The organism is Streptomyces sp. CoH27, assembly GCF_020181035.1.
In the GTDB taxonomy this organism is placed as follows: Bacteria; Actinomycetota; Actinomycetes; order Streptomycetales; family Streptomycetaceae; genus Streptomyces; species Streptomyces camelliae.
In genome coordinates this window covers 265,804-288,802 of the sequence record NZ_JAIQYY010000001.1, presented here as the reverse complement: position 1 = coordinate 288,802, position 22,999 = coordinate 265,804, and the positions used below count along the sequence as shown (strand labels likewise).

Here is a 22,999-nt window from a genome sequence, read left to right as displayed (position 1 = left end):
GCACGCCCCGTACGATCCCGCCCGGTCGGTGAGCGGCGGGAGCGGAGCGGGGACGCGAGCCGGGCCGGTCCCGGTGAACGAATAGGGCGCCGGCCGCTAGGAAGGCGGTGATCTGCCGGGTGGTGCTGCTGATGCCCGACGCGAGGCCGGACCGGTCAGCGTGACCGTCGACGGCCGCAACCGCCGGATCCGGCCCGGCCGCGGGCCGATGGCCGGTGGGTCGCGCAGTCCTCGTCCCTGGGCGTGTCGTGGTCGCCTTCGTGCCGCGCAACGAGCTGGGTGTGCTCGACCACCACGTCACGCTGCCGTCCGGGGAGACCGTCTACAACCCGGTACGTGTGATCGCCGACGGCGAGGGAAGCGAAGTGGTGTTCACGCTCCGCCGGCAGCGGGACGCGAGCGACGCCGATTTTCAGCGTGACGCCGATTGCGTGGCCGGCGATCCGGCCAGGCTCAAGGAGGTACTGGAGTCCGCGTAGGAGCCGACGGGAGCAGTCACGTGAGGGTTGTCATCACCGGTGCGTTCGGCTTCCTGGGACGTCTGCTGGCCGCCGCCCTGCTGCGGACCCGGACGTTCGACGGCGCGCCGATCGAGCGGCTGGTGCTCGCCGACCGCGTCGTACGGCCCGATGCCCCCGTGGCGGCCGACCCGCTGGTGGACGTCGTGCACGGTGACCTGATCGACCGCCTGGACGCCGTGTTCGCGGAGCCGGTCGACGTGGTGTTCCATCTCGCCGCCGCGGTGTCGGCCGAATGCGAGGCCGATGTCGACCTCGGCATGCGCGTCAACGTGGACACCACCCTTGCCCTGCTCGACGCCGCGCGGGCGCAGTCCGCCACCGGCGGGCCGGTGGCGAGGCTGGTGTTCTCCAGCAGCCTCGCCGTCTACGGCTCCGGTCCGGGGCTTCCCCTGACCCCGGTGGTCGGCGAGTCGACCCCGCCTGTGCCGCGGTCGAGTTACGGAACACAGAAACTCATCTGTGAACATCTGATCGCGGACTACACCCGCCACGGCTTCCTCGACGGGCGTGTCGTCCGCCTGATGACCGTCTCGGTGCGGCCCGGTCCGCCGAACGCGGCCGCCTCCGGCTTCCTGTCCGGCATCATTCGCGAACCCCTCGCGGGTCTCCCCGCGGTCTGCCCGGTGCGCCCCGACCTGCGCGTGGCCCTGGCCTCACCACGACGCACGGTCGAGGGGATCCTGCGTGTCGCGCAGGCCGAGCGCGGCCCCGGGCCGGGACGGCTCGACGGCCCGATGCCGGTCAACCTCCCCGCGCTCACCGTCTCGGTCGCCGACATGCTCGCCACCCTGCGACAGACGGCGGGTGACGCCGTCGCCGATCTGGTGACCGTCACGCCGGACCCCGCCGTCGAGGCCATCGTGGCCTCCTGGCCCGCCGCCTTCGACAACACGCGCGCCGCCCGACTCGGCCTCGCCCCCGACCCGAGCTTCCTGTCCATCCTGCGGGACTACCTCACCGACCAGAGGCGTCGCGGGTCCCCCTGAGGTGGACGTCGACGTGACGGGCGAGCGTCAGCGCGTCCTTCGGGTCGTCGGCTCGGAAGGCGATACGGCGCAGCAGGCCCACGGGGTGCGCCGTGCAGTCGGCTGCCGTCCGCGGACCGTGGTCAGGACCGGTCCGACGGGGTGGCCGGGCGGTCCGCCGTGACGAGCCAGGCGGTGCTGCGGAGCAGGACCGTGCCGTCGGTCCTCTCGTGGGCGCGCAGATGGTCGATCAGGGTGTGGCGGGCGCGGTCCTGTGCCGTGCTGTCGGCCTGGTCCATCAGGTGGCGGCCGGGGCCGGTGCCGAGCAGGAACTCCGCCGCGTCCTCGGCCCCCTGCCCCCATTCCCCGTCCGCGTGTGCCTGCTCGACGGCGACGGCGGTGTAGCCGGCCATGGTGAGGACCTCGCGGATGCGGTCCGGGCCGGCCAGCGAGAACATGCCGGGCACTCCCGGCCGGCCCAGGTCGCCGACCGGGAGGATGCCGCGCAGCGCGTTCACCGCCACCACCCAGTCGTTGAGCTCCGGTGCGGCCGCGCAGATGAAGGCGAGGCGGCCGCCGGGCGTCAGTGCCCGGCCCACGTTGGCGAAGGCGGCCACGGGGTCGGCGAAGAACATCACTCCGAAACGGCTGACAGCCGCGTCGAAGCCGCCTGCCTCGAAGGGGTGGACCTGAGCGTCGCCTTGCGTGAAGGAGACGTTGGCGATGCCCTCCCGCTTCGCGCGGGCCCGTGCCTCGTCCAGCATGGGGGCGGACAGATCGAGGCCCAGCGCGTGTCCTCGGGGTGCCCGGAGCGCGGCGAGGCGTGTGGTCCGGCCGGAACCGCAGCCGATGTCCAGGATCCGGTGGGTCGCGGTGATGGCCGCGGCGTCGAGCAGCGGTGCGTCGAAGCCTCCGTTCACGGCGTTCCAGCGGTCCTGGTGACGGGCCCAGTGGGTGCCCTCGGGGCCGTTCCATGCGCGTGCCTGCTCGGTGTTGGCGACGTCGGACACGGATGCCTCCTGTGGTGGACGACGGAGAATGGGCGTGCGCCCAAACTGTATGGGCATGCGCCCAAACCCGCAATGTCCATTACCATCACCGCAGTTGCGCGTCATGCGGACGGCGGCACCGGAACGGAGGAGAGGCCCATGTCACCGCGCGGAGTGGCGACGCCGGACGTGCGCGAGCAGTTGTTCGCCGCCGCCGAGCGCGTCGTGGACAGGCACGGGCCCGGCGCCCTCACCAGCCGGGCCGTCACCACCGAGGCGGGCTGCGCCAAGGGGCTGTTGCACACGCACTTCGCGGGGATGGACGAGTTCGTGGCTGAGCTCTGCCTCGACCGCTTCGCGCGGACCGCCGCGCAGGCGGAGTCGCTCATGGACCTGGCAGGGCGGAACACGGTGGCGGGAAATCTCGACGCCGTCGCCCGCGCGCTGTTCGACTACGGCGGCCCGGCGATATCGGGGCTCGCCATGGCCCGCCCCGGCAGTATGCTGCGCATCCGCGAGGCCCTGGAAGGCGGAGCGCCCGGCTTCGACGCGATCCAGCGGGCCGTCACGGGCTATCTCCGGGCCGAGCAGAGGCTGGGCCGGGTGGCGGAGACCGTCGACCCGGCCACCGTGGCCCTCGCGGTCGTCGGCACCGCCCACCACCTGCTGATGACCAGCCGGCCGGGCACACCCGACCCAGGCCCCGCCATGACACGCCTGGTGAGCGCTTTGCTGGACGGCTAGCCGACCGCCCTGGGCTCGGCCACGACCGCGACTCGCCTGCCCGCCACGCCATGTGCGCGGCCGCCCTTGGCGAGCCCTCCTTCAGGCCGAGGGTGCCGAAGGGGAGTGTGAGGCTCGTCCGCCGGCCGCCCCCGCGCGCAGGCCGTCCATGACCAGGTCGAGAAGACGGGCGGCGCGCGGCTGCCAGTCGTCGTGCGGGCCCAGTTGCCAGAGGCCGGCGATGGCGAGGAAGAAGTCGTCCGCGGTGACCCCAGGCCGGATCGTGCCCGCTTCCTCGTTGGCGCGGAGCAGGAGTTCCGCCGCCGCGCTCACCGGTGTGTGGGGCGGCTTCGCCGGGCCGCCGGGGGCGCCCGTGGCCTGCCGGATGGCGTCGGCCAGTCCGGCCTTGGTCATGGCGAACTCGGCGAGCCGGTCCATCCAGGCGCGCAGGGCCCGGTCCGGTGCCCGGGTCTGCAGCAGGCGGACCGCGGTGTCGGCCACCTGCTGCGTCTCGTGGCGGTAGATCTCCAGGACGAGTGATTCGCGGTTGGGGAAGTTCCGGTAGAACGTGCCCTGCCCGACCCCCGCCTTCTTGGCTATCGCGCTCAGCGGGGCGTCCGCGGACCGGGACAGTTCGACGAGCGCCACTTCCAGGATGCGCTCGCGGTTGCGCTGCGCGTCCGAGCGCCGGGGTGAGTCCTTCTGTTGCGGCACTCGTCCTCCTCAGGGGTCCGTGGCCGAATCCCCACACTTGCTAAGCGGACAGCTGTCCGTTACGTTTCCAGGTAGCGGACAGCTGTCCGGTTGTGTCCACCATAGCTGCGGACGCGGTCCTGCGGCAGTCACCAGCAGCCCCCTGTCCGGTCCCAGCATCCCGCACGTCTGCTTCACCCCTTCCGTCTGTCCCGTACATACGAAAGAAGCGACTCATGGACCCATCGACGTCCAGTGTCATCACGTTGAAGATCAACGGCACCACCCACACACTGCCCGTCGACCACCGCACCACCCTGCTCGACGCACTCCGTGAGCGCCTCGACCTCACCGGCACCAAGAAGGGCTGCGACCAGGGGCAGTGCGGGGCCTGCACCGTCCTGCTGGACGGGCGCCGGGCGGTCGCCTGCCTGCAACTGGCCGTGGCGGCCGAGCACCGCGAGATCACCACCATCGAGGGCGTGGCCGACGGAGAGACGCTGCACCCCGTCCAGCAGGCGTTCCTCGACCTGGACGGCTTCCAGTGCGGCTACTGCACCCCGGGACAGATCTGCTCGGCGATCGGAGTGATCGAGGAACACGCGGCGGGCTGGCCGAGCGCCGCCACCGAGGACGTCCGCCCCGAAGCGGGGCCGCCGGCCCTGACCGCCGAAGAGATCCGGGAGCGGATGAGCGGCAATCTGTGCCGCTGCGGCGCCTATGTGTCGATCGTGGAGGCGGTGAGCCGCGCGGCCCGGGTCCCAGCGGACCGCGGCCGTGCCGACGAGGTCAAGGAGGCCGTGGCATGAGGGAGTTCGGCTATCAGCGGGCATCCGACGTCGCCGGAGCCGTCGCGCTGCTCGGCGCCGATCCGGACACCCGCTTCCTCGGCGGCGGCACCAACCTCGTCGACCTCATGAAGAGCGGTGTGGAGCGGCCCGCCCGGCTGGTCGACATCCGTGAACTCCCGCTCGACGACATCGAGTCGACGCCCGAGGGCGGCCTGCGCATCGGCGCCACCGTCACCAACGGCGACCTGGCCGCCCACCCCGAGGTCCGGAGCCGCTACCCGGCGCTCGCGCAAGCGGTGCTGGCGGGTGCGTCCGGTCAGCTGCGCAACATGGCCACGGTCGGCGGGAACCTGCTGCAGCGCACCCGGTGCGGCTACTTCACCGATGTCACCAAGCCCTGCAACAAGCGCGTTCCCGGCAGTGGTTGCCCCGCCGTCGAGGGCGAACACCACAACCACGCGATCCTGGGCGCATCCGGTCACTGCGTCGCCGTACACCCCTCGGACATGGCCGTGGCCCTCACCGCCTTCGATGCCGTCGTCCGCTTCGAAACCCCGGACGGACCGGGGGAGTTGCCGCTCACCGACTTCTATCTGCCCGTCGGTGACACCCCGCACCTGGAGACCGCGCTGCCGCCGGGCGCGCTGATCACGCACGTCACGCTGCCGCCCGCCCCGGTCGCCGCCAACTCCCGCTATCGCAAGGTGCGTGAGCGTGCCTCGTACGCGTTCGCCCTCGGCTCCCTCGCCGCCGCGCTCGACGTCCGCGACGGCGTCGTACGGGACGCGCGCCTGGCCCTCGGTGCCGTGGCCTCCCGGCCGTGGCGGGCCGTGGCGGCCGAGCGGGTCCTGGCCGGTGCGCCGGCCGGCGCCGCGACCTACGAGGCCGCGGCGGACGCCGAGCTGGCGGCGGCACGGCCGCTGCGGCACAACGGCTACAAGGTGGACCTGATCCGCAATCTCGTGGTGGCCGTCCTGACCGAACTCGCCGAGGAGGCCGCCCGATGAGCACCCTCACCACACCGACCTCCCTGCATACACCCGCCGTCGGCACGGCACACACCCGCATCGAGGGGCGCGACAAGGTCACCGGAGCCGCCCGCTACGCCGGAGAGGTGCCCTTCGCGAACCTCGCGTACGGCTGGCTGGTGCTGTCCACGGTCGCCCGCGGCCGCATCCGCGGCCTCGACACCGACCCGGTCCTCGCCATGCCCGGTGTCCTCGCCGTCCTGGACCACCGCAACGCCCCCCGCCTCCACACCGACTACACCTCTCTGCTGGGCATGCGGCCCGACCTGACCTGCGCCGTCTTCCAGCACGACCGGGTGCCGCACCTGGGCTGGCCGGTGGCGCTGGTCGTGGCCGAGACGTCCGAGCAGGCCCGGGAGGCCGCCGAGGCGCTCGTGGTGCACTACGAACAGGAGCCCCACGACATCGAGTTCGGCGCCGAGCGCCCCGACGCCTACCCGGCGGCCGGGCACATGCCCGCGGTGACGGAGAAGGGCGACCTCGACGCCGAACTGGCCGCCTCGGCCGTCGTCGTGGACGCCGAGTACACCACCCCCGAAGAGCATCACAACCCCATGGAGCCGCATGCGGCGACCGCCCACTGGGACGGCGGCAGGCTGGAGGTGATCGACTCCAATCAGGGTGCCACCTGGGTCGTCGGCGAGCTCGCGAACCTCTTCTCGCTCGACCCCGCCTCGGTGCGCGTACGCTCCGAGCACGTCGGCGGCGGCTTCGGCAGCAAGGGCCTGCGCGCCCACCAGGTGGCCGCAGTGATGGCCGCGACCGTCCTCGGGCGGCCGGTGCGGGTGGTACTGACCCGGCGTCAGATGTTCTCGCTGGCCGGCTACCGCAGCCCCACGGCCCAGCGCGTCCGGCTCGGTGCCGACGCCGACGGACATCTGCGCGCGCTGGAGCACCGCTCGGTCAGCCTCACCTCCACCGTGCACGAGTTCGTCGAGCCGAGTGCGGGGGTGGCCCGGGTGATGTACGACGCGGGCGCCCACCACACCGCCAACCGCGTCGTACGGCTCGACGTGCCGACCCCGACCTACATGCGCGCCCCGGGCGAGGCGCCGGGTTCGTTCGCGCTGGAGGCGGCGCTGGACGAGCTCGCCGAGAAGTGCGGGCTCGACCCGATCGAGCTGCGCCTGCGCAACGAACCCGACAAGGGCCCGGTCTCCGGGCTGCCGTTCGCCGGCCGCAATCTGGCCGCCTGCTTCCGGGAGGGCGCCCGCAGGTTCGGCTGGGCGGACCGGGATCCGCGCCCCGGGCTGCGCCGGGACGGCCGCTGGCTGCTCGGTACGGGCACGGCGGCGGCCTCCTTCCCGGCCGGTGCCCAGCCGTCCACCGCGACCGCGACCGCACACCCGGACGGCACCTTCACCGTCCGGATCTCCGCGGCCGACATCGGCACCGGGGCCCGTACCGCACTCACGCTGGTCGCTGCCGACGCGCTGCGGACGGCTCCCGAGCGCGTCCGGGTGCGCATCGGCGACAGCGACTTCGGCCCCGCGATGATCGCGGGTGGTTCCATGGGCACCCGCTCCTGGTCATGGGCCGTCCGGGCCGCGGCCGCCGAACTGCTGGAGCGGCTCGCTCCGGGCACCGTCATTCCGCCCGAGGGCATCACGGTCCGCTCGGACACCACCGAGGCCGTCGCGGCCCTCGCCGCCGCCGAACGGCACTCCTTCGGGGCGCAGTTCGCCGAGGTGGCGGTGGACGTCAGCACCGGCGAGGTACGGGTGCGGCGCATGCTCGGCATCTTCGCGGCGGGCCCGATCGTCAACCCGCTCACCGCACGGGGGCAGTTGCTGGGCGGCATGATCTGGGGCATCTCCATGGCCCTGCACGAGGAGGCCGTCCGGGACCGCGCCTCGGGCGGCCACGTCGGCGCCGACCTCGCCGGCTACCACGTGGCCACCCACGCCGACGTGCCCCGCATCGAGGCGGACTGGATCGAGGACACCGATCCCGACGACCCGGTCGGCATCAAGGGCATCGGCGAGGTCGGCATCGTCGGCGCCGCGGCCGCCGTCGCCAACGCGGTCTGGCACGCGACCGGCGTACGCCATCGCACCCTGCCCATCCGGCCGGACCGGGTGCTGTCGGCCGCCAGGCAGAAGCCGGCGGACGGGATCCGCCGGTCCGCCGCGGGGGCGCCGGATGCTTGACCTGGCCGAGGAGCTGACCGGCTGGATCGAGGAGGGCCGGGAGTTCGCCGTCGCGACCGTGGTGGCCGTCGGCGGCAGCGCGCCGCGCGGACCCGGCGCCGCCCTCGCCGTCGACAGCGCGGGCACGGTCATCGGCTCGGTCTCCGGTGGCTGTGTGGAGGGCGCGGTGTACGACCTGTGCCGCGAGGCGCTGCGGAGCGGACAGAGCGTGCTCGAACGGTTCGGGTACAGCGACGAGGACGCCTTCGCCGTGGGTCTGACCTGCGGCGGGACGATCGACGTGCTGATCGTGCCGATGACCGGCCGGGCGCGGACGGTGCCGGCGGCGGCCCTGTCGGCCGCCGCCCGGCGCGAACCGGTCGCCCTCGCCCGGGTCGCCCGCGGCCCGGCCGAACTCCTCGGACGCGCCCTGCTGGTCCGGCCCGACGGCACCAGCGAGGGCGGTCTGGGCGGCCACCCGGACCTGGACCGGGTGGCGGCGGCCGAGGCTCGCGCCCTGCTGGAGGCGGGCCGCACCGGCGCGGTCGACCTGTCGGCGAGCGCGGCGGGACGGGGGTCCTCCCGGGCGGAGTCCGGGGGAGGTGCGCACTGCCCCGGCGGTCTCACCCTGCTGGTCGAGTCGAACGTGCCGCCCCCGCGCATGATCGTGTTCGGGGCCGTCGACTTCGCGGTGGCGCTGGTGCGGGCCGGCAAGTTCCTCGGCTATCACGTGACCGTCTGCGACGCCCGCCCGGTCTTCGCCACCCGGGGCCGCTTCCCCGAGGCGGACGAGGTGGTCGTCGACTGGCCGCACCGCTATCTGCGGCGCGCCGGGACCGACGCCCGCACGGTGCTGTGCGTGCTCACCCACGACGCGAAGTTCGACGTCCCCCTGCTGACGGCGGCCCTGCGGATGCCGGCGGCCTTCATCGGTGCGATGGGCTCGCGCCGCACCCACGAGGACCGCGCCCGGCGGCTGCGCTCGGAGGGCGTGACCGAAGCGGAACTGGCCAGACTGCGCTCGCCGATCGGCCTCGACCTCGGTGCCCGGACGCCGGAGGAGACCGCCCTGTCGATCGCGGCGGAGATCGTCGCCCTCCGGCGGGGCGGGACGGGGACGCCGCTGACCGGGGCGAAGACACCGATCCACCGCGACGGCCGGGCAGGGGAGAGGCGGGCGGTGGCCTGAAGGAGTAGAATATTCATCGGGCGATGAATTAAGAACGGTGAAGCGCCGATGATTCACTGCTCTCGCGAAGGGCGGGACTGTCATGGAACGGACCACGTGCTGCGTCGTGGGCGGCGGCCCTGCGGGCATGGTGCTCGCCCTGCTGCTGGCCCGGTCCGGTATCGACGTGACGGTGCTGGAAAAGCACGGTGACTTCCTGCGCGACTTCCGCGGCGACACCGTCCACCCCTCCACCCTGGCGCTGCTGGACGAACTCGGCCTGGCCGAGCGCTTCGCCCGGCTGCCGCAACGCCGGGTCCGCACCGTGCAGCTGCCGGTCGGGCCCGGCCGGTCGACGGTCACGGTCGCGGACCTGTCCGTGCTGCCGGGCCCCTACAACTACGTGGCGATGGTGCCCCAGTGGGACCTGCTGGACCTGCTCGCGGACGAGGCCGGCCGCGAGCCGTCCTTCCACCTGCGGATGAACACGGAAGCGACCTGCTTCCTGGTCGAGTCCGGACGCGTGACGGGAGTGCGCTACCGCACCTCCGACGGCCGCACCGGTGAGCTGCGCGCCCTGCTCACCGTCGCCTGCGACGGCCGAGGCTCACTGGCCCGCTCCCGGCCGGAACTGCGGCTGCGCCGCTTCTCCTGCCCGATGGACGCCTGGTGGTTCCGGCTGCCGCGCCGGGAAGACGACCCGCAGGGACTGGTCGGCGCCGCCGGTGACCGCTTCCTGACCGCGATGATCGACCGCGGCGACTACTGGCAGTGCGCCGGACTCATCCCCAAGGGCACGGACACCCGGCGCCGCGCCGCCGGCCTCGACCGATTCCTGGCCGAGTTCACCGCCGCCGCCCCCTGGATGGCCGACCGCGTGCACGCCCTGCGCTCATGGGACGAGGTCAAGCTCCTCGACGTACGCCTGGACCGGCTGCGCCGCTGGCACCGGCCCGGCCTGCTGTGCATCGGCGACGCCGCGCACGCCATGTCCCCGGTCTTCGGTATCGGCATCAACCTCGCGGTGCAGGACGCCGTGGCCACCGCCCGGTATCTCACCGAGCCGCTGCGCCGCGGGAGCGTCGGCCTGCGCGACGTACGCCGTGTGCAGCGCCGCCGCCGTCCCGCCACGGTCGTCACCCAGGCCCTCCAGCGGGCTGCCCACGCGCGCGTCATCGCGCCCGTCCTGCGGGGCCGGCCACCGCTCGGCGGCGCGGAACGGGCCGAGCACATGGCGCACCTGGTGGCCGAGGCGCGCTGGATCCGCCGGATCCCCGCGTACTTCGTCGCCTACGGCGCCCTGCGGGAACGGCCACCGCGGACGGCGGTCCGCCGGACGCCCTCAGCGACCGCCGCGCCGCCGGGGTAGCCGGACGGTGCGGCCGAGGCGTCCGACGGCCGCTGCCGGAACGGACCCGTCCTGCCGACGCCGGGCTCGTCCGTCGCCACGGCAGGCGGACGGAAACGGCAGACAGACGGAAACGGCCGAGGAGATGGCCGGCGAGGCCGGCGTGAAGCCTTGCGGCGCCGGCCCGCCCGGCCCCCTGCCGGCGGGAGACCGCCCGGCCCCGACTCCTCCGGAGCTCCACGACAGGTTGCCGGCCGCCGACCCATCACCGGTCGCACGTCTGAACCGAGCCGTCGTGCGCAGCCACACCGACGGCGCACCTGCCGGACACGCCGGCAGGCTCGTCCTCGGACCGGGGCCTCCTAGTCGTCCGAGAGCGTGATGGCCTGGACGGGACAGGCGCGGACGGCCTCCCTCACCATCGGGTCCCCTCGGCCGTCCTCGCTGCCCGCGCGACGGGCGAGGACGTTTCGCAGTGCCTGGTCAGCCCGCCGGCGGTGGCTCTTCGCCGAAGACCCAGGGGGCCAGCACGATGTGCCAGCCGTCCGGATCCTCGAAGAGGACGGCGCCGTGGTCCGGCCAGTAGGGGTTCGCGGAGGGGACTGGGCTGTGCCCGGCCTCGGTCAGCCGCCGGACGGCGACGGAGACGGCTTCGGGGTCGCGGAGGTAGAGCACCAGCTGGTTCTCCGGGTGCGGCTCCGGGATGCGGGGCGGGTCGCCGTGCTGCAGGAGCTCCATGTGCACCGGGGTGCCCGGCAGACCGAGGACGACACCGTCGTAGCCCTGGTGATCGCGCCACTGGGCGAGCACCGGCAGACCGAGGACGTCACGGTAGAAGACGAGGACGTCGTCGTACCTCGCGGTCGGCCGGGCGAAACGGACCGCTCCTACGTCGAGATGGCTGGGCCAGGAGTGAGACATGGGTCGATACTGACACGCGTCCACGAGGGCGCGGATCGGTCGTTGGACGTACGCCTTGCTCCTGGGCTTGCTGCCCGGATCCGGTGTTCAGCGCACGTCCTCTCCGAAGCGTGCCGTGATCCACGCGGCGCCGCGCTCGGCCAGCGCGCGTCTGCGTCCCCAGCGGGAGCGGCGTGGGGCAGGGGGCAGAGGCCGTGTCTGCGGCGGGACGGCTGCCAGGGCGGCGAGGCGGCGGGCGGCGCGTGCCAGGTCCGCCTGCAGCCGTTGGTGCCGTTCGGCGGAACCCGCCCTCAATAACGCCGAATAGAGTCCCTCGATCTCGGCCACGGCAGCGCCCAGTCGCAGATTCGCATCGCGCACTCGCTGCATGTCCCCACGCGGCATGAACGCCCTTCCTTCCCCCGATGCCGAGGTTGCCCCGCCGGATTGAATTATTGCGCAACCCGGCAAGTGCTGCTTGCTCTTATGCCCCACCTCGCATGGGCGGTCACCAGCGTTCTCACCGACCCCTCACCCGACGGTCCTCGGAGCCGACGGAGTTCACAGCTGCGCCGTGTGGTCCGGGACGTAGGTCTGCAGATCGCGCGGCGGTCGCTCGTAGCCGGTGGACGGCGGGCGCTCCGGGAGCTCCAGCACCGGTGGGGGCACCTCGTGGTAGGGGACGGACGCCAGCAGATGGGCCATCATGTTGAGCCGCGCACGTTGCTTGTCGTCGCTCTCGACGATGTACCAGGGCGCCTCGGCGATGTCGGTGTGCACCATCATCTCGTCCTTCGCCCGGGAGTACGCCTCCCAGCGGGTGATCGACTCCAGGTCCATCGGCGACAGCTTCCAGCGCCGCAGCGGATCCTCCAGACGGCGCTGGAACCGCTCCTGCTGGACGGTGTCGCTCACCGAGAACCAGTACTTGCGCAGCAGGATCCCGTCCTCGATCAGCATCCGCTCGAAGATCGGGCACTGGCGCAGGAACAGCTGGTGCTCCTCCTTGGTGCAGAAACCCATGACACGCTCGACCCCGGCCCGGTTGTACCAGGACCGGTCGAAGAGCACGATCTCCCCGGCGGCCGGCAGATGCTCGACGTACCGCTGGAAGTACCACTGGGTGCGCTCGCGCTCCGTCGGCTTGGGCAGCGCTGCGATCCGGGCGATACGCGGGTTCAGGCGCTCGGTGACCCGCCGGATGGCACCGCCCTTGCCCGCTGCGTCCCGGCCCTCGAAGACGACCACCAGCCGGGCGCCCTCGGCGCGGACCCACTCCTGCATCTTCGCCAACTCGGTCTGCAGACGCTGGAGTTCGGCTTCGTAGGTCTTGCGTGACAGTGGCTCCGCGTTCTTGTCCGTCATGTGCCCATTGTCCCCTCGGCCGCACGGGACGGCGAGAAAGCGTGCCGCCGGGTGGGCGGCACGCTCTCAGGGGGTGTGGGACGGGGGCGGAGATCGTCGCCCGGCCGGTTCAGCACCGGCGCAGAGCCTCGCGGACCGTGGTGGACAGTTCGGTCTGGTCGGCGCCGCCGAGGACGCGGTACGCCTGCGGGCCCTCGGCGGCGATGGGAGGGCGGCCCCTCGGCGGCCCGGCGACCGGCCGCGGCGGCACCGGGAGCCCTGGGCTGTGATCCCGTGGCAGGTGGTCTCGAACGGACCCGTCTCCTGGAGGCGACTGCCGCGCTGTGGGGCGGCGAGCGAGCGGACGCCCGGACGATCGCCCCGCCCCCGGCCCACGCGACCGGCCCCGTCCACCCCGCATCCTGAACTCGCCGCGCTCTCACCTCAGTTGCCGGTGCCGCACCTGACCGGTCGCAGCCGGAACGGGACGCCCTGTGCACAAGGCGGACGTCATGACCGGGCGCGGACTGAGACTTACGTCCCGGACGGCGGCAGCTGTGCGGCGGTGTGTTCCAGCAGCATCTCCAGTGCTGCCGGATAGGCGCTGTGCGGCATGCGGCGGGCCAGCAGGTGGGCCGTGGCGGCGATGTTGGGGTGCGACGCGGCGGGCAGCCGGGCGTAGGCGGTGTGCCACATCTCCTCGTCCTGCGTACGTGCCTCGGCTGTCAGCGCCAGGGAGCCGGCGTCGAGCGCGGCGAACGCCAGACTCTGGTCGATGAACGCGTGGTACACGCGCACGGCCACCGGATCGGGCAGCCCGGTGCCGCGCAGGATGCCGAGGATGGTCTCGTCCACCGCGATCTCACGGGGCCGGCCGGTGACCCGGCTGGCGGTGAGCAGGGCGGCCTGCGGGTGGGCGAGGTAGGCGGCGTACACGGCCCGGCCCAGGGCACGGAGATCCGTGCGCCAGTCACCGGTCGCCGCCCAGCTGCCGAGCGCCCGGCCCATCAGCTCGTCCCCGATGGCCCGGGTCAGGTCGTCCATCCCGGCGAAGTAGCGGTACAGGGTGCTGGGGTCGGCTCCCAGGGCCATGCCCAGGCGGCGGGCCGTCAGCCCGGTGCTGCCGTGCTCTCGCAGCACGCGTAGGGCGGTGTCCACGATGATCTCCTCGGACAGCACGGTTCCCGTCCGCGTGGGCCGCCGCCGACGGCGCGCCGCCTCCGGCACCACGTGCTTCGCCACGTCGCTCGTCCCTCCTCCGCCGGTTCAGGTGTGCCGACCGGCCGAGCCTTATGCCAACACGGTTGACCTTATATCCCCGCATCCCGTTGCATCGAGCCGTGTCCAGCGGGCGCCTGCCTCCTGGACGAGCCGAAGAGAGGTGTGTGATGCGCGTACTACTCGTGGGCGCGGGCGGCGTCGGAACGGCTGTCACCCGGATCGCGGCCCGCCGTGACTTCCTCACCCACATGGTCGTCGCGGACTACGACCCCGCCCGGGCCGAGGCCGCCGTCGCGGCGCTGGGGGAGCGGGGCGGACGGTTCAGCGCACGGCGGCTGGACGCTTCCGACCAGGACGCGGTCCGCCGGCTGCTCACCGAAGAGCGATGCGACGTCCTGCTCAACGCCACGGACCCCAGGTTCGTGATGCCGCTCTTCCGGGCGGCCCTGGAAGCCGGCACGCACTACCTGGACATGGCGATGTCCCTGTCCGCGCCGCACGCCTCGCGCCCGTACGAGGAATGCGGTGTGAAGCTCGGGGACGAGCAGTTCGCGCTGGCCCGGCGCTGGGCCGAGGCCGGACGACTGGCGCTGGTCGGGATGGGCGTCGAGCCGGGGCTGTCGGATGTCTTCGCCCGGTACGCGGCCGACGAACTCTTCGACGACATCGAGGAGATCGGCGTCCGGGACGGCGCGAATGTGACCGTGGCGGGCTACGACTTCGCACCGTCCTTCAGCATCTGGACCACCATCGAGGAATGCCTCAACCCGCCGGTGGTCTACGAGAAGGACCGCGGCTGGTTCACCACGGCCCCGTTCAGCGAGCCCGAGGTCTTCGACTTTCCCGAGGGCATCGGGCCGGTGGAGTGCGTCAACGTCGAACACGAAGAGGTGCTGCTGATCCCCCGCTGGGTGGACGCACGCCGGGTCACCTTCAAGTACGGCCTCGGCGGGGACTTCATCGCCAAGCTGAAGACCCTGCACGAACTGAGCCTCGACTCGACGGCCAAGGTGACTGTGCGCGGGGACGACGGACCGGTGCGGGTGTCCCCGCGCGACGTGGTGGCCGCCTGCCTGCCCGACCCGGCCGGCCTGGGCGACCGCATGACGGGCAAGACCTGCGCCGGCACCTGGGTCACGGGCACGAAGGACGGGGCGCCGCGCGAGGTATACCTGTACCACGTGGTCGACAATGAGTGGTCGATGCGCGAGTACGGCTCGCAGGCCGTCGTCTGGCAGACGGCCCTCAACCCGGTCGTCGCCCTGGAACTGCTGGCCGCGGGCACCTGGTCCGGCAAGGGCGTCCTCGGCCCGGAAGCCCTGCCGCCCCGCCCCTTCCTCGACCTGCTCACCGAGTACGGCTCGCCCTGGGGCCTGCGCGAGGAGGGCTGACCGCTCACGGGGTCCGGTTCAGCGGCCGAGCGCGTTCTTCAGCTCCTGCTTGGTCATCGAGGAGCGCCCGTGGATGTCACGCTTCCTGGCCTCCTCGTACAACTGGTCCTTCGTAGGGCCCTCCGCGCCGCTGTGCGAGCGCTGGCCACCGCGCTGGTACGCCGACTTCGGGTCGCGGATGGAGGTCTTGCCGGCGCTCTCGCTCTCGCCCGACCTGGCCCGTTGCTTGTTCACGGTCCGCGACGCGATCTCCTTGGCCCGCTTCGTGGACTCACCGCGCTCCTGCGCGCTCTTCTTGATGTGCTCGTACTGACGCTCACGCTTCGCGCTCGATCCGGCAGGCATGACAGCTCCTTTCTGCCGGATGCACGGGTACCCCTGGCAGCGGTCCCGTCACGCCGGCATCAGCTTCTGCCTGCGGGCTCGACGCGGATGACGATGGACTTCGTGGCGGGGGTGTTGCTGATCTCGGCCGTCGCGTCCAGCGCGACCAGCGTGTTCGCCTCCGGGTAGTAGGCGGCGGCGCATCCGCGGGGCGTGGGATAGCGGACGGCGCGGAAGCCGGGCGCCCGGCGTTCGCCGTCGGGGTTGACGCTGACGAGGTCGACCAGATCGCCGTCGTGGAGGTGGAGTTCGCGCAGGTCTTCCTGGTTGAGGAAGACGACCCGCCGCCCTCCGCTGATGCCACGGTAACGGTCGTCGAAGCCGTAGACGGTGGTGTTGAACTGGTCGTGCGAGCGCACCGTCGTCAGCAGCAGGTGTCCCTCGGGTACCTCGGCCGCGGTCGGCGGGTTGACCGTGAAGTGCGCCTTGCCGCTGTCCGTGGGGAAGGTGCGGGAGTCGCGTGGGGCGCGGGGGAGCATGAAGCCGCCGGGCTGCCGGACGCGCTCCTCGAAGGCGTGGAATCCGGGGACGATGTGCTCGATGTGGCGGCGGATCACGGCGTAGTCGTCGCGCATGGCGCGCCAGCCGAGGCCGTCGCCGAAGAGCGCGCGGCCGAGGCCGGCGACGATCGCGACCTCGCTGCGCAGGTGCGGTGACCCGGGAGGGAGCCGACCGTGCGAGGCGTGCACCATCGCCATGGTGTCCTCGACGGTGACGAACTGCTCGCCCGAGGCCTGCCGGTCGCGCTCCGTGCGGCCGAGGCAGGGCAGCAGCAGGGCCTCGGTGCCGTGGCAGAGATGGGACCGGTTCAGTTTGGTCGCGATGTGGACGGTGAGGGCACAGTTGGCCAGTGCGGCCTCGGTGACCTGTGTGTCGGGGGTGGCCGAGGCGAAGTTGCCGCCGAGGCCGATGAAGACGTCGACCTCGCCGTCACGCATGGCCCGGATCGAGTCGACGGTGTCCAGGCCGTGGGCGCGGGGCGGGTCGAAGCCGAACTCGTCGCGGAGCCTGTCGAGGAACGCGTCCGGCATCCGCTCCCAGATGCCCATGGTGCGGTCGCCCTGGACGTTGCTGTGTCCGCGGATCGGGGCGGGCCCGGTGCCGGGGCGTCCGATGTTTCCGCGCAGCAGCAGGAAGTCGACGATCTCGCGGAGGGTGGCGACCGCGTTGCGGTGCTGGGTGAGGCCCATCGCCCAGCAGACGACCACCCGGTCGGCGGCGATCACCTCGTCGGCGACCGCCTCGATACGGTGCCGGGACACACCGCTCAGCTTCTCGATCCGCGACCAGGCCAGGGCGCGCCAGGCGGCCACGGCGGCCTCGAAGCCGTCGCAGTACCGGTCGATGAAGTCGTGGTCGAGGACGGAGCCCGGCCGGGCGTCCTCCCGGTCGATCAGGGCCCGGTTCAGGCCCGCGAACAGGGCCAGGTCGCCGTTGACACGCACCGGGAGGTGGCGGTCCGCGAGCCGCGTGCCCGGGCCGATCAGTCCGCGTGCGGTCTGTGGGTTGTGGAAGCGGCCGAAACCGGCTTCGGGGAGCGGGTTGGCGGCGATGATCCGGGCGCCGCGCCGCTTCGCCTGTTCCAGCGCCGTGAGCATACGGGGGTGGCTGGTGCCGGGGTTCTGACCCACGATGATGATCAGGTCGGCGTGCTCGGTGATGTCGTCGTACGAGATCAGGCCCTTTCCGGCGCCGAGAGTCTCGGTCAGGGCCGCGCCGCTCGACTCGTGGCACATGTTCGAGCAGTCCGGCAGGTTGTTGGTGCCGAAGCGGCGTGCGAGCAGCTGGTAGAGGAAGGCCGCCTCATTGCTGGTGCGGCCGCTGGTGTAGAAGACGGCGCGATTCGGATCGTTCAGGTCACGCAGTCGGGCGGCGGTGAGTTCGAGCGCGTCGTCCCAGGTGATGGGCGTGTAGTGGGCGGCACCGGGGGCGAGGTGCATCGGCTGGGCGAGCCGGCCCTGGGACTCCAGCCAGTGCCCGTCCCGTTCCCGCAGCTCGGCCACGGAGTGCTCGGCGAAGAAGGTTGCGTCGACCCGTTTGCGGGTGGCCTCCCAGGCGATGGCCTTCGCGCCGTTCTCGCAGAACTCCGCGGCCTTGCGATGCTCCGGATCGGGCTCGCCCCACGCGCAGCTCGGGCAGTCGAATCCGTCGACGTGGTTCACCGACAGCAGCGTCAGCAGACTCCGTCTCGGCCCCATCTCCGCGAGGGAGTAGCGCGCGGATTCGGCGATGCCGTGCACGCCGACGCTGGACCTCCGGGGGCCCGAGGCGCGTGTGCCGCTCGGCTCGGTCGGTTGCTCAGCCATGGCTGCCTCCGCCGCCCATGCTGCCACGTCCGCCCGCGTGGGCCACTGGAGCCGAGGACCGGCCGGCCAGGGGCATCAGGCCCGGGTTCCGACGGTCGGCCCGGCGGCGGTCCTGCGGTGCTTCCGGTGCGGACGACGGTGGTGTGCCACTCCGCCGGCCGTCATGGCCATGCCGAGACAGAAGATGAGCGCCAGCGCGAGGCCCGAGCAGAAGAGGGCGAGCGGGCCGAGGGTGGCGATGTCGTGGCCGAGCACCGACACGGTCTGGCCCGCGCCGCCCGACAGGTTGTCGCTGATCGCCAGGGCCGTGAAGGCGGCCGTCCCGGCGATGAGGAGCAGTCCGAGGAACAGCATCCGATTCATCTCCTCAAGAAGTTCTCTTTCCGACGAGTACCGGCTACCGGGTACCTGATACCTGCCGCTGTCAGGCGACCCGGAACTTCTCCGCCTCGCCCGTCCGCAGGGTCAGCCCGTGTCCGGGGCCCTGCTCCGGCTGGACCGTCCCTCCTGTCGGGTCCAGCGCACCGTCGAAGAACATCGACTCGATCCGCACATGGTCGTGGAACCACTCGATGTGCCGGAGGTTGGGAATCGAGGCCGACACGGCGGCATGGGCGTGCGGCGCGCAGTGGGCGGAGACCTCCAGCCCGTGGGCCTGGGCCAGGGCGGCGGCCCGCAGGAACTCGGTGATGCCGCCGCAGCGCGTCGCGTCGATCTGGAGACAGTCCACGGCATGTGCCGCGATCATGCGCGCGAAGTAGGGCAGGTCGTAACCGTATTCACCGGCGGTCACGTCGCACGGCAGGGTGTCGCGGAGCAGCCGCAGACCGGCCAGGTCGTCCGAGGAGACGGGCTCCTCGAACCAGCGGACGTCGTACTCGGCGAGCCCGTCCCCGATCCGCAGCGCCTGTTTGCGGGAGTAGGCGCCGTTGGCGTCGACGTACAGCTCGGCCTCGGGACCGATGGCCCGGCGGGCGGTACGTACCCGGGAGAGGTCCCACTGGGTCTCGTGGCCCCAGCCTCCGCCGATCTTGATCTTGACGCGGGGAATGTGCTGGCGGTGCACCCAGTCGTCGACCTGCTCGGCGAGCCGCCGGTCGTGATAGGTCGTGAACCCGCCGCTGCCGTACACCGCGACCCGTGTGCGGGCCGCGCCCAGGAGGCTGACGAGGGGCAGGCCCAGGAGGCGCGCCTTGAGGTCCCACAGGGCGATGTCCAGCGCCGAGATCGCGCACGCGGTGATCCCGGGGCGGCCCGCGTTCCGCACCGACCTGCACATCGCGTCGTGCAGCGCCGGGATGTCCAGCGCGTCATGGCCCTCGACCAGGGGAGCGAGGTGCTCGCCGAGCATGAGTCCGACGGCGGCCGGGCCGTACGTCCAGCCCGTGCCGGTGGCGTCGCCGGCCGTGACCTCGGCGATCACCATGGTCGTCGAGTCCCACGACAGCGTGCCGTCCGCCTCGGGGGCGTCGGTCGGCACCGTGTACACGGACACGGCGGGTCGGCGGAGTTTCATCGCGTACCTGACCGGAACTGACGTCAGTCGCGAGCGAGCTGCGGCAGCACCTTTGTGCGGTAGAAGTCGAAGAATCCACGTTGGCCGGGGCCGATCCGAGTGACGTGGACCCGGTCGAATCCGGCCTCCGCGAAGGCGTTCAGTGCGGCTGGACGGGCGTCGACGTCGTCCCCGCACACCACGTTCTCGCGGACCATCCTCTCCGTGACGAGCGGCTCCAGCTGTTCGAAGTGGCGAGGCGAGGGCAGTATCCGGCTCATCTCGCCGGGCAGCACCTCGTCGAACCACAGCCGGCGAGCCGTGCGCACCGCTTCGTCCCGGTCAGGGCCGTAACAGACCTTGGTGCCGCCGCTGATCATCTTGCCGGCGCCACCGACCTTCAGGAACGGGGACACCAGCGCCTCGTCGGGCATCGTCGTGATGGAGCCGTCGCCGACGCGTGCGGCGAGCCGGGTCCACTGGGGGCCGAAGCCGGAGACGTCGACGGGCACCGGTTCGTCGGGGACCGTGCAGAGGCGGGCGTTCTCCACCGTGGAGCGGGGGCTGTCGTGGCTGACCTCCTCGCCGGAGAACAGCCGGCGCATCACCTGGATCGCCTCCTCCAGCATCTCCAGCCGCACACGCGCGGGCGGCCACGGCCCGCCGAGAACATGCTCGTTGAGCGCCTCACCCGAGCCGACACCCAGCCGGAAGGGGCCCGTCATCGCGCAGGTCGCTGCGGCCACCACCGAGGGACGGATCCGCAGGGAGGCGGCTCCGGCCTGCTCGATCAGGTCGTCCGGACTGAATTCCTCGCACGGGAGGAAATATCCGTACTCCGGCATACGCACTCACCTCCACCACCGAGAGCGAAGCCATGTCCCCTTTCGGGTAACCGGCGTGCGGGGGCGGAAACAGCAAAAGCGCGCTCCGGGGGCACTTCCTTCCCGGAGCACACATGCTCCGCACCAGGAATCCCAGGAGCCACATGAGGGGAACCATCCCCCTCACATGAACCTCCTGAGCGACGGGTTTCCCCGAATGCGACGATCAGGCATGATCACGGCGGAGGTTCACCCGTGACCGGCGGCGAGCGCGCGGCGGCCGGTACACCGTCAGGGCCTCGGGCAGTTTCTCCAGCGTCACCGTGCCGTCCACACCGGTGACTTCGCCGTCGTGGGCGAGGAGCGTGCCCGGCGGCAGTCCCGTCACGGTCAGCCGGTCCCGCTGGACCGCCGCGTGGGTCCGGGAGCGGCTGAGCGGGCCCGCGACAGCGGCGGCGAGCAGCCGCAGCGCCGGGTGCCGTCCGCCGTGCACCACCCGTACATCGAGCCGTCCGTCCGCCAGATCATCCCGGTGGCCCGGGTCCAGACCCCTGCGGCGGTAGATGCCGTTCCCGGCGTACAGCAGCCACAACGGGCGGACAGAGCCGTCGAGTTCGGCCGTCAGCGGGTGCCGGCCGGCCCGCAGGACGTGCAGGGCCGCGAGTACCCCGGCCGGCCAGCCGCCGATCCGGTGCGACCAGCGGTCGCGCTCGCGCACCAGCTCCGGATACACGCCCAGGCTGCAGTTGTTGAGGAAGAGACCCTGCGTGCCGCCGGAGGTGAACCGTCCCACGTCCACGCGCACCGCGTGGCCGCGCGCCAGAGCCCGGCCGAGATCTCGTACGTCTTCCACGCCCAGGTCCCGGGCGAAGTGGTTGAGTGTGCCCCCGGGCAGGACGGCGAGCGGCAGGCCCCGGCGGACGGCCACCTCGGCCGCCGCGTTCACGGTGCCGTCGCCGCCGCATACGCCGAGCACCCGGGCGAGCGCCGCCGCCCTGTCCAACTCGGCCCGCAGCCGGGACGGTTCGCAGAGCACGACCTCCGCCTCCGGCAGGACGGCCTGGAGAGCGCGGACGGACTCCGCACGGCCGGCGGCGGTGTTGGCCACGACCACCAGACCCGCCCCGTCGGGCAGCGCGGGCGCCTCGGCGCGGCTCCGGGCCGCCGGGCCGGCCGCGGCCCTCGCCGGTACGACCGCCTGTACGGCGAGGGCGGCGCCCGCGCCCAGCACTGCGCCCGCGAGGACGTCACCGGGGAAGTGGACGCCGGTGTAGACGCGGGACAGGGCGACGGAGAAGGCGACCGGGGCGACGGCGGCACCCCAGCGGGGCGACTCCAGCGCGACCCCGGCCGCGAAGGCGGCGGCGGACGCCGAGTGGCCCGAGGGGAAGGAGGTGGTGATCGGCCGGCGCTTCAGCTGACGGACGAGCGGGACGACGTCCAGCGCGGGGCGCGGGCGGCGTACCGAGCGTTTGCCGATCGTGTTGATGGTCAGCGAGGCCACCGTCAGGGAGGCGAGGCCCCGCGCGGCGGCAGGCCGGGCACGCGGAGTGCCGCTCGCGGCGATGGCCGCGGCCGTGGCGAACCACAGAACGCCATGGTCGGCGGCGCGGCTGAGCCGGGGCAGAACGCGTTCGGCGGCGGGCCAGTGCAGGGCCGCGGCCGTGTCGAACAGCCGCCGGTCCTGCGCGAGCAGCAGCGCGACGGGCCCGCGTCCGCCGGGACGCGGTGCAGTGAGGCCGGCATCCCCTGTCATGCGGAACCGAGTGCCCGCCCGCCTCCGCGCCATGCGCGCGGGCAGAAGCCACGATGGGTCACGGCCGGGCACCTGTACGTTGCCCCGGCGCGAGGGGTTTACGGCCCAGGCTCAGGGGCAGGGGACAAACAGAGTGTTTCGGACAGGAGGCACATCCGTGGGAGCGACGACGTCGTCGCCCGGATGCGGCCGTCCGAAACACGGTCGCAAGTCCACGGTGATCGTTCATCCCTCGCAAGAGAGGTGCGACGCACCATGCGAACCCGTACAAGCGCGCAGCACCATCCGCATGACGACGCCCCCGATACCGAGCAGGCCTTCCGCCGGCTCGCCGCGCTGCCCCCGGGACACCAGCGCGACGTACTCCGTGAGGAGCTGGTGGAGGCGTGGCTGCCCATGGCCGACCGGATCGCGGGGCGGTTCCGCAGCCGGGGCGAGAGCTTCGAGGACTTGCGCCAGGTCGCGGCCCTCGGACTGGTCAAGGCGGTCGACCGCTACGACCCCGGGCGCGGCCACGCCTTCGAGAGTTACGCCGTTCCGACGGTGACCGGAGAGATCAAGCGGCACTTCCGCGACCACATGTGGACCGTGCATGTGCCGCGCCGGGTCCAGGACCTGCGCAACCGCGTGCGCACCGCCTGCCAGGACCTGTCCCGGAGCACCTCGGACCACTTGCCCAGCGTGCGCGAGATCGCCGAGGAGGCCGATCTGAGCGAGGAGGACGTCCAGGTCGGGCTGGAGGCACTGGAGAGCTTCAGCGCGCTGTCCCTCGACGCGGAGGTCCCCGGCAGCGACGACGGCTACTCGCTCGCCGACGCACTGGGCGCCTGTGACCCGGCCCTCGACACCGTCGTGGACCGCGAGGCCGTCAAGCCCCGTCTGGAGGCCCTGCCCGAGCGTGAACGCGCCATCCTGTACATGAGGTTCTTCAAGGACATGACCCAGAGCCACATCGCCGAGCAGCTCGGCATCTCGCAGATGCACGTCTCCCGGCTGATCAACCGCTGCTGCCACCAACTGCGC

Annotated in this window: 21 protein-coding genes and 2 pseudogenes; 10 read left to right on the top strand and 13 right to left on the bottom strand. The window is 72.4% G+C overall.

Annotation, left to right across the window (positions count from 1 at the left end):
• Positions 1-216 precede the first annotated feature (216 nt).
• Positions 217-479: pseudogene (locus LE548_RS01395) on the top strand (SRPBCC family protein); the annotation flags it as partial.
• A 20-nt stretch (positions 480-499) separates the two neighbouring features.
• Positions 500-1,507, top strand: coding sequence for a D-erythronate dehydrogenase (denD, locus tag LE548_RS01390; protein WP_225094710.1), 1,008 nt, complete (start codon positions 500-502; stop codon positions 1,505-1,507).
• Between the two features lie 122 nt (positions 1,508-1,629).
• On the opposite strand, the gene LE548_RS01385 is transcribed toward denD, so the two are convergent.
• Entirely contained in the window at positions 1,630-2,496 is an 867-nt protein-coding gene (locus LE548_RS01385) for a class I SAM-dependent methyltransferase (RefSeq protein ID WP_225094709.1), read from the bottom strand.
• 138 nt (positions 2,497-2,634) lie between these two features.
• Between LE548_RS01385 and LE548_RS01380 the strand changes: the two genes are divergently transcribed.
• Positions 2,635-3,219, top strand: coding sequence for a TetR/AcrR family transcriptional regulator (locus tag LE548_RS01380; RefSeq protein WP_225094708.1), 585 nt, complete (start codon positions 2,635-2,637; stop codon positions 3,217-3,219).
• Positions 3,220-3,300: 81 nt separating this feature from the next.
• Here the strand turns inward: LE548_RS01380 and LE548_RS01375 are convergent, their stop codons facing one another.
• On the bottom strand, positions 3,301-3,912 hold the full coding sequence (locus LE548_RS01375) for a TetR/AcrR family transcriptional regulator (RefSeq protein ID WP_225094707.1): 612 nt from the start codon (positions 3,910-3,912) through the stop codon (positions 3,301-3,303).
• Positions 3,913-4,127: 215 nt separating this feature from the next.
• Between LE548_RS01375 and LE548_RS01370 the strand changes: the two genes are divergently transcribed.
• From LE548_RS01370 to LE548_RS01350, 5 genes are all read left to right on the top strand, one after another.
• A complete protein-coding gene (locus LE548_RS01370) occupies positions 4,128-4,700 on the top strand; it encodes a (2Fe-2S)-binding protein (protein ID WP_225094706.1) in 573 nt (190 codons plus the stop codon).
• On the top strand, positions 4,697-5,689 hold the full coding sequence (locus tag LE548_RS01365; protein WP_225094705.1) for a xanthine dehydrogenase family protein subunit M: 993 nt from the start codon (positions 4,697-4,699) through the stop codon (positions 5,687-5,689). Before LE548_RS01370 ends, LE548_RS01365 begins: the two co-directional genes overlap by 4 nt.
• Positions 5,686-7,860, top strand: coding sequence for a xanthine dehydrogenase family protein molybdopterin-binding subunit (locus tag LE548_RS01360; RefSeq protein ID WP_225094704.1), 2,175 nt, complete (start codon positions 5,686-5,688; stop codon positions 7,858-7,860). Before LE548_RS01365 ends, LE548_RS01360 begins: the two co-directional genes overlap by 4 nt.
• The gene (locus LE548_RS01355) at positions 7,853-9,028 is read left to right on the top strand and encodes an XdhC family protein (protein WP_225094703.1); all 1,176 of its coding nucleotides are present in this window, start codon (positions 7,853-7,855) and stop codon (positions 9,026-9,028) included. Before LE548_RS01360 ends, LE548_RS01355 begins: the two co-directional genes overlap by 8 nt.
• 82 nt (positions 9,029-9,110) lie before the next feature.
• Complete coding sequence (locus LE548_RS01350; protein ID WP_225094702.1) at positions 9,111-10,376, top strand: FAD-dependent oxidoreductase; 1,266 nt, start codon at positions 9,111-9,113, stop codon at positions 10,374-10,376.
• A gap of 341 nt (positions 10,377-10,717) precedes the next feature.
• Here the strand turns inward: LE548_RS01350 and LE548_RS01345 are convergent.
• From LE548_RS01345 to LE548_RS01320, 5 genes and pseudogenes are all read right to left on the bottom strand, one after another.
• Positions 10,718-10,804: pseudogene (locus LE548_RS01345) on the bottom strand (ferredoxin); the annotation flags it as partial.
• Between the two features lie 34 nt (positions 10,805-10,838).
• Positions 10,839-11,276 (bottom strand): VOC family protein, encoded by a 438-nt coding sequence (locus LE548_RS01340; RefSeq protein ID WP_225094701.1) that lies wholly within the window; start codon positions 11,274-11,276, stop codon positions 10,839-10,841.
• 540 nt (positions 11,277-11,816) lie between these two features.
• Positions 11,817-12,620, bottom strand: coding sequence for a polyphosphate kinase 2 (gene ppk2, locus LE548_RS01335; protein WP_225094700.1), 804 nt, complete (start codon positions 12,618-12,620; stop codon positions 11,817-11,819).
• A gap of 109 nt (positions 12,621-12,729) precedes the next feature.
• On the bottom strand, positions 12,730-12,870 hold the full coding sequence (locus tag LE548_RS01330; protein WP_225094979.1) for a hypothetical protein: 141 nt from the start codon (positions 12,868-12,870) through the stop codon (positions 12,730-12,732).
• Positions 12,871-13,133: 263 nt separating this feature from the next.
• On the bottom strand, positions 13,134-13,841 hold the full coding sequence (locus tag LE548_RS01320) for a TetR/AcrR family transcriptional regulator (RefSeq protein ID WP_225094699.1): 708 nt from the start codon (positions 13,839-13,841) through the stop codon (positions 13,134-13,136).
• 146 nt (positions 13,842-13,987) lie between these two features.
• Here LE548_RS01320 and LE548_RS01315 point away from each other — a divergent pair, with 146 nt between their 5' ends.
• Positions 13,988-15,211 (top strand): saccharopine dehydrogenase family protein, encoded by a 1,224-nt coding sequence (locus tag LE548_RS01315; protein WP_225094698.1) that lies wholly within the window; start codon positions 13,988-13,990, stop codon positions 15,209-15,211.
• Between the two features lie 18 nt (positions 15,212-15,229).
• Here the strand turns inward: LE548_RS01315 and LE548_RS01310 are convergent, their stop codons facing one another.
• From LE548_RS01310 to LE548_RS01285, 6 genes are all read right to left on the bottom strand, one after another.
• A complete protein-coding gene (locus tag LE548_RS01310; RefSeq protein WP_225094697.1) occupies positions 15,230-15,556 on the bottom strand; it encodes a plasmid stabilization protein in 327 nt (108 codons plus the stop codon).
• A 59-nt stretch (positions 15,557-15,615) separates the two neighbouring features.
• Positions 15,616-17,901 (bottom strand): FdhF/YdeP family oxidoreductase, encoded by a 2,286-nt coding sequence (locus LE548_RS01305; RefSeq protein ID WP_225094696.1) that lies wholly within the window; start codon positions 17,899-17,901, stop codon positions 15,616-15,618.
• A 75-nt stretch (positions 17,902-17,976) separates the two neighbouring features.
• On the bottom strand, positions 17,977-18,255 hold the full coding sequence (locus tag LE548_RS01300) for a hypothetical protein (protein ID WP_225094695.1): 279 nt from the start codon (positions 18,253-18,255) through the stop codon (positions 17,977-17,979).
• Between the two features lie 70 nt (positions 18,256-18,325).
• Entirely contained in the window at positions 18,326-19,417 is a 1,092-nt protein-coding gene (locus LE548_RS01295; protein ID WP_225094694.1) for an enolase C-terminal domain-like protein, read from the bottom strand.
• 23 nt (positions 19,418-19,440) lie between these two features.
• On the bottom strand, positions 19,441-20,241 hold the full coding sequence (locus LE548_RS01290; RefSeq protein ID WP_225094693.1) for a TIGR03557 family F420-dependent LLM class oxidoreductase: 801 nt from the start codon (positions 20,239-20,241) through the stop codon (positions 19,441-19,443).
• A 205-nt stretch (positions 20,242-20,446) separates the two neighbouring features.
• Positions 20,447-21,976, bottom strand: coding sequence for a bifunctional phosphatase PAP2/diacylglycerol kinase family protein (locus LE548_RS01285; protein WP_225094692.1), 1,530 nt, complete (start codon positions 21,974-21,976; stop codon positions 20,447-20,449).
• A 255-nt stretch (positions 21,977-22,231) separates the two neighbouring features.
• Here LE548_RS01285 and LE548_RS01280 point away from each other — a divergent pair.
• The coding region (locus LE548_RS01280) for an RNA polymerase sigma factor SigF (protein WP_225094691.1) at positions 22,232-22,999 on the top strand (768 nt) is incomplete at its 3' end.

Bases quoted from the DNA above. Each gene is read 5' to 3' on its own strand.
- LE548_RS01370 (WP_225094706.1), top strand. From the start codon at position 4,128: ATGGACCCATCGACGTCCAGTGTCATCACGTTGAAGATCAACGGCACC.
- LE548_RS01300 (WP_225094695.1), bottom strand. From the start codon at position 18,255: ATGCTGTTCCTCGGACTGCTCCTCATCGCCGGGACGGCCGCCTTCACG.
- LE548_RS01285 (WP_225094692.1), bottom strand. From the start codon at position 21,976: ATGACAGGGGATGCCGGCCTCACTGCACCGCGTCCCGGCGGACGCGGG.
- ppk2 (WP_225094700.1), bottom strand. From the start codon at position 12,620: ATGACGGACAAGAACGCGGAGCCACTGTCACGCAAGACCTACGAAGCC.
- LE548_RS01365 (WP_225094705.1), top strand. From the start codon at position 4,697: ATGAGGGAGTTCGGCTATCAGCGGGCATCCGACGTCGCCGGAGCCGTC.
- LE548_RS01360 (WP_225094704.1), top strand. From the start codon at position 5,686: ATGAGCACCCTCACCACACCGACCTCCCTGCATACACCCGCCGTCGGC.
- LE548_RS01350 (WP_225094702.1), top strand. From the start codon at position 9,111: ATGGAACGGACCACGTGCTGCGTCGTGGGCGGCGGCCCTGCGGGCATG.
- LE548_RS01340 (WP_225094701.1), bottom strand. From the start codon at position 11,276: ATGTCTCACTCCTGGCCCAGCCATCTCGACGTAGGAGCGGTCCGTTTC.
- LE548_RS01290 (WP_225094693.1), bottom strand. From the start codon at position 20,241: ATGCCGGAGTACGGATATTTCCTCCCGTGCGAGGAATTCAGTCCGGAC.
- LE548_RS01310 (WP_225094697.1), bottom strand. From the start codon at position 15,556: ATGCCTGCCGGATCGAGCGCGAAGCGTGAGCGTCAGTACGAGCACATC.
- LE548_RS01315 (WP_225094698.1), top strand. From the start codon at position 13,988: ATGCGCGTACTACTCGTGGGCGCGGGCGGCGTCGGAACGGCTGTCACC.
- LE548_RS01305 (WP_225094696.1), bottom strand. From the start codon at position 17,901: ATGGCTGAGCAACCGACCGAGCCGAGCGGCACACGCGCCTCGGGCCCC.
- LE548_RS01380 (WP_225094708.1), top strand. From the start codon at position 2,635: ATGTCACCGCGCGGAGTGGCGACGCCGGACGTGCGCGAGCAGTTGTTC.
- LE548_RS01295 (WP_225094694.1), bottom strand. From the start codon at position 19,417: ATGAAACTCCGCCGACCCGCCGTGTCCGTGTACACGGTGCCGACCGAC.
- LE548_RS01355 (WP_225094703.1), top strand. From the start codon at position 7,853: ATGCTTGACCTGGCCGAGGAGCTGACCGGCTGGATCGAGGAGGGCCGG.